The 8499-nt window shown below is 41.9% G+C and carries 11 protein-coding genes; 3 read left to right on the plus strand and 8 right to left on the minus strand.

Going from position 1 to position 8499, the window contains the following annotated elements; genetic code table 11:
• Positions 1 to 457: 457 nt before the first annotated feature.
• Together AAC073_RS24730 and ltrA are read right to left on the minus strand one after the other, a co-directional pair.
• The gene (locus AAC073_RS24730) at positions 458 to 643 is read right to left on the minus strand and encodes a hypothetical protein (protein ID WP_339926467.1); all 186 of its coding nucleotides are present in this window, start codon (positions 641 to 643) and stop codon (positions 458 to 460) included.
• A gap of 167 nt (positions 644 to 810) precedes the next feature.
• Positions 811 to 2091: a group II intron reverse transcriptase/maturase gene (gene ltrA / locus AAC073_RS24735; protein ID WP_339926468.1), complete on the minus strand. Its 1281-nt coding sequence runs from the start codon at positions 2089 to 2091 to the stop codon at positions 811 to 813.
• A gap of 729 nt (positions 2092 to 2820) precedes the next feature.
• On the opposite strand from ltrA, the gene AAC073_RS24740 reads away from it, so the two are divergent.
• Complete coding sequence (locus tag AAC073_RS24740; RefSeq protein ID WP_339926469.1) at positions 2821 to 3444, plus strand: CatB-related O-acetyltransferase; 624 nt, start codon at positions 2821 to 2823, stop codon at positions 3442 to 3444.
• Positions 3445 to 3783: 339 nt separating this feature from the next.
• Here AAC073_RS24740 and AAC073_RS24745 read toward each other — a convergent pair whose 3' ends face one another.
• The 3 genes from AAC073_RS24745 to AAC073_RS24755 are packed head-to-tail and all read right to left on the minus strand — an operon-like array spanning position 3784 to position 4622.
• Positions 3784 to 3918: a hypothetical protein gene (locus tag AAC073_RS24745; RefSeq protein WP_339926470.1), complete on the minus strand. Its 135-nt coding sequence runs from the start codon at positions 3916 to 3918 to the stop codon at positions 3784 to 3786.
• A 53-nt stretch (positions 3919 to 3971) separates the two neighbouring features.
• Positions 3972 to 4112, minus strand: coding sequence for a group II intron maturase-specific domain-containing protein (locus tag AAC073_RS24750; RefSeq protein ID WP_339926471.1), 141 nt, complete (start codon positions 4110 to 4112; stop codon positions 3972 to 3974).
• Positions 4113 to 4139: 27 nt separating this feature from the next.
• Positions 4140 to 4622 carry a reverse transcriptase domain-containing protein gene (locus tag AAC073_RS24755; protein WP_339926472.1) on the minus strand — a complete coding sequence of 161 codons (483 nt, stop codon included), beginning with the start codon at positions 4620 to 4622 and terminating at the stop codon, positions 4140 to 4142.
• A 166-nt stretch (positions 4623 to 4788) separates the two neighbouring features.
• On the opposite strand from AAC073_RS24755, the gene AAC073_RS24760 reads away from it, so the two are divergent.
• Both AAC073_RS24760 and AAC073_RS24765 read left to right on the plus strand, forming a co-directional pair.
• Complete coding sequence (locus tag AAC073_RS24760) at positions 4789 to 5049, plus strand: hypothetical protein (RefSeq protein WP_339926473.1); 261 nt, start codon at positions 4789 to 4791, stop codon at positions 5047 to 5049.
• A 304-nt stretch (positions 5050 to 5353) separates the two neighbouring features.
• A complete protein-coding gene (locus AAC073_RS24765) occupies positions 5354 to 6502 on the plus strand; it encodes a serine hydrolase domain-containing protein (protein WP_339926474.1) in 1149 nt (382 codons plus the stop codon).
• 350 nt (positions 6503 to 6852) lie between these two features.
• Here AAC073_RS24765 and AAC073_RS24770 read toward each other — a convergent pair whose 3' ends face one another.
• The 3 genes from AAC073_RS24770 to AAC073_RS24780 are packed head-to-tail and all read right to left on the minus strand — an operon-like array spanning position 6853 to position 7703.
• The gene (locus AAC073_RS24770) at positions 6853 to 6987 is read right to left on the minus strand and encodes a hypothetical protein (RefSeq protein WP_339926470.1); all 135 of its coding nucleotides are present in this window, start codon (positions 6985 to 6987) and stop codon (positions 6853 to 6855) included.
• Between the two features lie 53 nt (positions 6988 to 7040).
• Positions 7041 to 7181, minus strand: coding sequence for a group II intron maturase-specific domain-containing protein (locus AAC073_RS24775; RefSeq protein WP_339926471.1), 141 nt, complete (start codon positions 7179 to 7181; stop codon positions 7041 to 7043).
• Between the two features lie 27 nt (positions 7182 to 7208).
• Positions 7209 to 7703, minus strand: coding sequence for a reverse transcriptase domain-containing protein (locus tag AAC073_RS24780; RefSeq protein ID WP_339926475.1), 495 nt, complete (start codon positions 7701 to 7703; stop codon positions 7209 to 7211).
• Positions 7704 to 8499: the final 796 nt, after the last annotated feature.

Raw genomic sequence — 8499 nt, forward strand, 5'->3', positions numbered from 1 at the left:
GGTAATAACTAAGCATTCTGACGGCTGGAACAGCCTAGTCTGAATGCAGTGTTGATCGAAATGATGTTGAGAATTAGATTTACTATGGGGAATGGTTTTCTCCTTTTGCTTTTTTAGCGTTGGTAGAATGAAAAAGTTACTGGTTCTAAGTTGTCCTTTGGCCTAGGGTTCTTTGTTTTAGTAGCCATTATTCATTAGGTAAAGGGTTTTGGAGCGAATTTGAGGCTGTTTTACTTTTTGGACATACCTGTCCCATTAAGCTAGCTGGCGCTTTTTATTTTGCTTTCTGATTTTGTTAAACCAGTTGGCTGGTGGCCCCCTTTGGTCGAAACATGCCACTGTATGCAGTTCTCCTGTTTTGCAACAAGGACACTTTCTGAGCAGGGAAGCAGGTTTTCCCCCTACTTCTATTACGACCTGACCGATCTGACTGTCGATATTGACTTTATGTGAGGCCTTAAAAGCACTGGCTCGGATGCCATAATGCCTGATGCGGGTAAACCCTTTGGTAAGATCCCGACTCTCGGGACAAGTTATGAAGCATGCCTGAAATGGTTATTGATTTATGGAGCCTTTTGAGCTGAAAGTCATAGCCTGGTACATTTTCATAGGCTTTTTCAATGATAGCTGGCTTTTTTTTCATAGCTTAAAATGTTGAATATTAAGGATCAGTCTAATGTAGGAAGAAACGGCAAAAACTGCCGGCTTCCTGCCTTAGCAGGATTCGTTCAATCGAGTAGACGGTCGTGAACCAAAAGCCCACGATGCGCCTCTCACACCACCGTACGTACGGTTCTCGTATACGGCGGTTCATTGAATCTCAAATTTAAATTTCAAGTAATAATCCTGCATACTTTGATAACCTTTTCTTCGGAGTCTTGAAAGAGTAATCGTGGTTCCCAAAATTGGGCTTTGAGCTACTGCCCATCCTCCTTTTCTGGTCCTACTCCAAGCATACGCTAAACCTTGTGAAACTCCCAACCTTATCAGATTTTTACGTTTCCGCACTGGCTTTTTCCAGTCATGCCAAATACAGTATCTCAGACGATTCCTCAACCACTCATCAAGCTTAATAAGTTTGGATTTTATATTGGCCAAACGATAATTGTTTATCCAGCCCATCCATACCTCTTTGAGTTTATGAAGTCGCACTTTAAAACTGTATGGCAACGTTTTCTTGGTAATGCCCTTAAGTTTTCGCCTTAGATTCTCCCAACTACCTTTCTTGACAACTAATTGGTAGTCGCCTTTTTCCCTTTTCCCGTAAGTAGGAGTAAATCCATGTCCAAGAAACACGAATTTTGTAGGTCTTCTAATACCGCTCTTTTCCCTGTTAATGGGCAATTCCAGCTTGTTTTTGAGGAACAAGTAAACTTCATTTCCCACATTTCGGGCCTCTGCCTTAGACTTCGTATAAACACTAAAATCGTCGGCATAACGAACGAATTTCAACCCTTTACTTTTGAGGTATTTGTCCAGTTTATCCAGTAGAATATTAGATAACAGCGGACTGAGGGGACTTCCCTGTGGCAATCCTTTTCTGCGTTTGTGCAACTTCCCATTAATCTGGATCGGTGCTCTCAACCATTTTCGAATTAGCCACAAGATTGTCGGGCATTTTACTTTATTATAGATTAGTTGCAGTAGTTTGTAGTGCTGTACTTCATCGAAAAACCCTTTCAGATCAATATCCACAATGTCCTGATAGCCATCATTGATGTTATTAAGAGATTGGGTTACTGCTCCGTGAAGATTCTTTCCAGGACGGAAACCATAGCTTTCTTCTTCAAAATCTAATTCGAATTGGACAGCAAGTTGTTGACTAACCGCCTGTTGAAGCCACCTGTCCACTACACATGGAATTCCTAGTAATCTAGTCTTCCCGTTACTCTTGGGGATTTCCACCCCTCTGATAGCTTTCGGTACATATTCCCTGCTAAGAATTCCCGTTAGTAAAGATGGTTTATATTGGTCTATAAAGGACTTCAAACCATTCACTTCCATACCGTCTACTCCTGCAGACCCTTGGTTTCCTACCACTTGACGATAGGCCCTATAAAGATTTTTGGATTGTAGTACTTTCGCTATCATTGCTTTCTTTTCCTTATCTGTCCGCTTAAAGTAAGGCTATACCAATTTCTCAGCATTCCAAACCGAATTAGGACGCGATTCAATGTTCAGTCCTTCATTATCAAGTGAGACCTCTGTAGCTCTTACAGCTCGTTTCCGATAACTAATATGACTTCTGCTGACTTCTTGGCACATAGAAACTGAATCTATTCCAAGATCTCCCCAGGTAATGGCATATTCCTTCCCCCAATATCCACTGGATCTACCGGTAAGACACCTGTTAGTTACCCAACCTTTGGACGTTAGTATGGTGTGCTACCTCATCCTACCTTACCGGCCTCCGTATCCAGTTCCTGTTCGTTGGAACCAGGGTTTGCAGTCTCGCTTCCTTCAGTGCATGTCTCGCGGCAAACCACCTTGCGACTTGCTAATGCTTCGGGGCACGACTCCCGCACATGAGGGACTTTCACCCTCTGGAATAATTTGGTATCTTCGATACCAGATGCCCATGCTGGGCACACACACTATATATAGCAAATAGGGCGTTCAGTGGTTTACGAAAGTTTAGTGCTATTTACAAACACCGCCAAATCGTTGATTTGGCTTTTAAAATGAAAAGGATAAAAACAAAATACAACGTTTTGGCTCAGAGCAAACTCGAAAGTTTATCGCTTTCTACTGCCCTACTTGCCATATACTAAACGTTGTGCGTCATTTCAGACCACAATAAACATAACAGAATAAAATTATATGACAGGCCCAAATAAAGACATAAAACTTCCACTTGAGAATTATGACAGACTTTGTTTTTTAAAGAATATCATTAAAAACCCTAACATTATTGTTGGAGATTACACGTATTATGACGATTTCGAGAATGTAGAAAATTTTGAAAAAAACGTAAAATATCATTTTGACTTTGTAGGTGACAAACTGACTATTGGTAAGTTCTGTATGATTGCATCTGAAGTAAAATTTATAATGAATGGAGCAAATCACCTAACAAATTCTCTAACAACTTACCCTTTTGCGATTTTTGGGAATGGTTGGGAAAATGCAATGGAAGGAAAATCTTATCCTCAAAAAGGAGACATAAATATCGGTAATGATGTTTGGATTGGCTATAACGCAACTATCATGGCAGGAGTGACAATTGGAGATGGGGCAATTATTGCCACAAATTCGACAGTAATTAAAGACGTTGAACCTTATTCAATTGTTGGAGGGAATCCAGCAAAAGAAATTAAAAAGAGATTTTCAAAAGAAGTAATTACAAAACTTTTAGAGCTTCAATGGTGGAATTGGAATATTGAAAAAATCACGAGGAATATTCAGAACTTGACAGGCTCTGAAATCGAAAAAATAATTGAATAAAAAAACGAACGCACAATCGTGTAGACGGCCCCGCCAGATTCCTCTGACGGGGAGCGCCTCACACACCATCCTGGTCGACCGGGAGTCTCGTAGCTACCCTGCATTCAGGCTCTTTACTAAAATGATCCAAAGAGATCATTTTTTTACGCTCAGCCCCAGTTCACCGGATTATGGGTTGCGTTTTCAGGTAATAGGAAAGCATAGATTCATACCCTTTTCTTCTCAGGCGTGACAAAGTAATAGTAGTAATCAGAATTGGACTTTGAGCCACGGCCCAGCCTCCCATTCTACAAGCCCACATCCTGGCCCCTCGCTAAAATGACCTATAAAGGTCATTTTTTACGCTTGGTCCTTCCAAGCATATGCTTGTCCCTGTTCTACTCCCAACCTGATCAGATTTTTTCGCTTCCGCTCAAGGTTCTTCTCTCGGTCGACCGGGACCAGATACAGTAGCGGAGTCGGTTTCGCAGCCATTCATCGATGGCTTTCAGCTTGGCGTGGATACTGGCAAGCCTGTCCTGATATAGTCAGGGGCGGTAATTATTCACCCATCCCCGCCAGACCTCAGCCAGCTTTTTCAACCTTTCCTCGAAGCTGTACGGTTTGGTTTTCTTGGTGATCTGCTTGAGCTTACGTTTGAGCGACTCCCAACTGTTCTTTTTCACCACCAAATCCCCCCTCAGCCTGGCCCCACGCTAAAATCTTTTACAAAAAGATTTCTTGACGCTCAGTCCTCCCTTGACCCCTTTCTTATATGTCGGAACAAATGTATGTCCCAACAACTCGAAGTTAGAGGGTCTTCGGATGCCACTTTTCTCCTTGTTGATGGGTAGTCTGAGCTTGTATCTTAAGTAAAGATAAATCTCGTTACCCACTTTTCTGGCCTCCGTCTTTGATTTGGTGTAGATGCTGAAATCGTCAGCATATCGAACGTATTTGAGGTTTCTCCTGTCCAGTTCCTTGTCCAGAACATCCAAAAGGATGTTGCTTAGTAAGGGACTGATCGGGGAGCCCTGTGGCACGCCTTTTCTACGTTTGTGCAGTTTTCCATCAATCTGGATGGGTGCACGTAGCCATTTCCGAATAAGCCGGAGAGTTGTCGGGCATTTTACCCGTAGATAAATGAACTGTAGCAGGATAGAATAGTCTACTTCATCATCCCGGTTGACCGGGATCAAGTCAATGTCTACGATGTCCTGATAGCCTTGCCACCCGCTACCTGGCCCCTTCGCTACATTGTCTTAAGAGACAATTTCTTTACGCTTGGTCCTATATTTCAGAGCTTGAGTTACTGCTTTGTGGATGTTCTTCTGCGGACGGAAACCATAGCTGTATTCTTGGAAGGTGAGTTCATACTTAGTAATCAGCACTTGGCTAACTCGTACTGGCCCTTCACTAAAATATCCACTGGATATTTTCTTTACGCTCAGTCCTCTCATCCAACCTGTCAGGCCTCAGTATCCAGTTTCCCGTTTGGACGGGACAGGCTCTGTTCGTTGGAACCGGGGTTTGCAGTCTCGCTTTTTAGCATATCCTGAGGCTTCAGGGCATGCCTCACGACAAACCACCCCTGTGAAAAACAGGGCAGGCATTGCGACTTGCTAATGCTTCGGGGCACAGCTTGTCCCGTATTTAATCGGGAACTCCCGCACATGAGGGATACCGATAAAACTCGGCACAGGCTTTTCACCCTCTGGAATAATTTGGTATCTTCGATACCAGATGCCCATGCTGGGCACACACACCGTGTATAAACCATTACTGGGTCTGTGCTCATCTGGAAAATCCCTGCGGAATTTTCACGTAGATTTGTGCTTGGAATGGGTTCGGGCTTTAACACGCAACGGTCCATACACAAGAACGTTATCCTTTATTAAGAAAAAATATCCGTAATTAAAAAAATAACAAAATGAGAATAAGTTACTTAATAATTATATCATTTTCTATTCTATTTTCATCCTGCAATCAGAATAATAAAAAAGTCAAAGACAATCAAGCACAAAATAAAAAAACAGAGAAATTAGATAGTTTATATACAGATTTATTCAATCAAAATAAATTTAATGGCAATGTTTTAATAGCTGAAGACGGGAAAATTTTATTGAAGAAAAGTTATGGCTTGGCAGATGCAGAAACTAAAGTAGACCTAAATGAAAATTCTATTTTTGAGCTTGCTTCGGTATCAAAACAATTTACAGCGATGGGAATTGTTCAATTGGTGAAAGAAGGTAAAATAAATTATGGAGATGATATTAGAAAGTACATTCCAGAACTGTCATTCTATAATAAAATTACAATTGAAAATTTACTTTATCATACATCTGGTCTACCTGACTATATTGATTTAGCTGACTTATATTGGGACAAGGAAAAAATCGCGAATAATGATGACATTGTAAAACTCTTTGAATTACATAAGCCCGAACTTTTTTTCGAAACCAATTCTGACTATGAATATAGTAATACTGGATATTTGCTGTTAGCAACTATAATAGAACGTACAAGCGATTTAAATTACCAAGATTATTTAAAAAATAAAGTATTTATTCCTTCTAATATGAAGAGTACATTGGTACTTAGAAAACGCTATGAACCTAAAGAGATGAAAAATATTGCAATTGGATATTTATACTCAGATAGCCTAAAAACAAAAGTAAAACCAGATAATTTGACAGATTATAAATTCGTTACATATCTTGACGGAGTTGTTGGGGATGGTATGGTAAATTCAACTACGCAAGATTTATATAATTGGGATAGAGTTTTAAGAAATGAAAAAATTATAAATCAAACTGATAAGGAAAGAATATTTCAACCTTATAAATTCTTTGACAGTATTCCAACAGGTTATGGATATGGTTGGTACATTATCGAAGATGAAAAATTTGGAAAGTATGTTAAACATAGTGGAGGATGGCCAGGATATGTTGCTCATATAGAAAGACATTTAGACACGGACAAGACGATAATTATTTTGCAAAATTTAATGTTGGAGAGCCCACTAATACCTCTTAAAAACACAAGAAACATTTTATATAATCTACCGTTAGATGATTGAAAATTCAGCGGAATTAACAAAGACTAATCGTGTAGACGGCCCCGCCAGATTCCTCTGACGGGGAGCGCCTGACACACCATCCCGGTCGACCGGGAGTCTCGTAGCTACCCTGCATTCAGGCTCTTTACTAAAATGATCCAAAGAGATCATTTTTTTACGCTCAGCCCCAGTTCACCGGATTATGGGTTGCGTTTTCAGGTAATAGGAAAGCATAGATTCATACCCTTTTCTTCTCAGGCGTGACAAAGTAATAGTAGTAATCAGAATTGGACTTTGAGCCACGGCCCAGCCTCCCATTCTACAAGCCCACATCCTGGCCCCTCGCTAAAATGACCTATAAAGGTCATTTTTTACGCTTGGTCCTTCCAAGCATATGCTTGTCCCTGTTCTACTCCCAACCTGATCAGATTTTTTCGCTTCCGCTCAAGGTTCTTCTCTCGGTCGACCGGGACCAGATACAGTAGCGGAGTCGGTTTCGCAGCCATTCATCGATGGCTTTCAGCTTGGCGTGGATACTGGCAAGCCTGTCCTGATATAGTCAGGGGCGGTAATTATTCACCCATCCCCGCCAGACCTCAGCCAGCTTTTTCAACCTTTCCTCGAAGCTGTACGGTTTGGTTTTCTTGGTGATCTGCTTGAGCTTACGTTTGAGCGACTCCCAACTGTTCTTTTTCACCACCAAATCCCCCCTCAGCCTGGCCCCACGCTAAAATCTTTTACAAAAAGATTTCTTGACGCTCAGTCCTCCCTTGACCCCTTTCTTATATGTCGGAACAAATGTATGTCCCAACAACTCGAAGTTAGAGGGTCTTCGGATGCCACTTTTCTCCTTGTTGATGGGTAGTCTGAGCTTGTATCTTAAGTAAAGATAAATCTCGTTACCCACTTTTCTGGCCTCCGTCTTTGATTTGGTGTAGATGCTGAAATCGTCAGCATATCGAACGTATTTGAGGTTTCTCCTGTCCAGTTCCTTGTCCAGAACATCCAAAAGGATGTTGCTTAGTAAGGGACTGATCGGGGAGCCCTGTGGCACGCCTTTTCTACGTTTGTGCAGTTTTCCATCAATCTGGATGGGTGCACGTAGCCATTTCCGAATAAGCCGGAGAGTTGTCGGGCATTTTACCCGTTGATAGATGAACTGTAGTAGGATGGAATAGTCTACTTCATCATCCCGGTTGACCGGGATCAAGTCAATGTCCACGATGTCCTGATAGCCTTGCCACCCGCTACCTGGCCCCTTCGCTAAAATTGTCTTAAGAGACAATTTTTTTACGCTTGGTCCTATATTTCAGGGCTTGTGTTACCGCCTTGTGGATGTTCTTCTTGGGACAGAAACCATAGCTGTATTCTTGGAAGGTGAGTTCATACTTAGTAATCAGTACTTGGCTAACTCGTACTGGCCCTTCACTAAAAATATCCCCTGGATATTTTCTTTACGCTCAGTTCTCTCATCCAACCTGTCAGGCCTCAGTATCCAGTTTCCCGTTTGGACGGGACAGGCTCTGTTCGTTGGAACCGGGGTTTGCAGTCTCGCTTTTTAGCATATCCTGAGGCTTCAGGGCATGCCTCACGACAAACCACCCCTGTGAAAAACAGGGCAGGCATTGCGACTTGCTAATGCTTCGGGACACAGCTTGTCCCGAATTTAATCGGGAACTCCCGCACATGAGGGATACCGATAAAACTCGGAACAGGCTTTTCACCCTCTGGAATAATTTGGTGTCTTCGATACCGGATGCCCATGCTGGGCACACACAAAAGCTATACGCAATGCGGGTTTTCGTCACAATTGAAAATCCGTTCACGCAATGAAGTCCGCCAAGACTTTAATTTGGCATTTTGGTAGAAGAAACTAAATACAAAATGTAAAGCCTCGGCTAAGTGCAAGGTTGGGAGTTTCGGCTTTGTAAGTCCGCACTACGCATAGCTTGCCGTTGGGCTCCATGCCAGAAAATTCACTGCATCACTACCTTGAACCATCCGTATTTTGAAAATGT

The organism is uncultured Cyclobacterium sp., assembly GCF_963977555.1.
In the GTDB taxonomy this organism is placed as follows: domain Bacteria; phylum Bacteroidota; class Bacteroidia; order Cytophagales; family Cyclobacteriaceae; genus Cyclobacterium.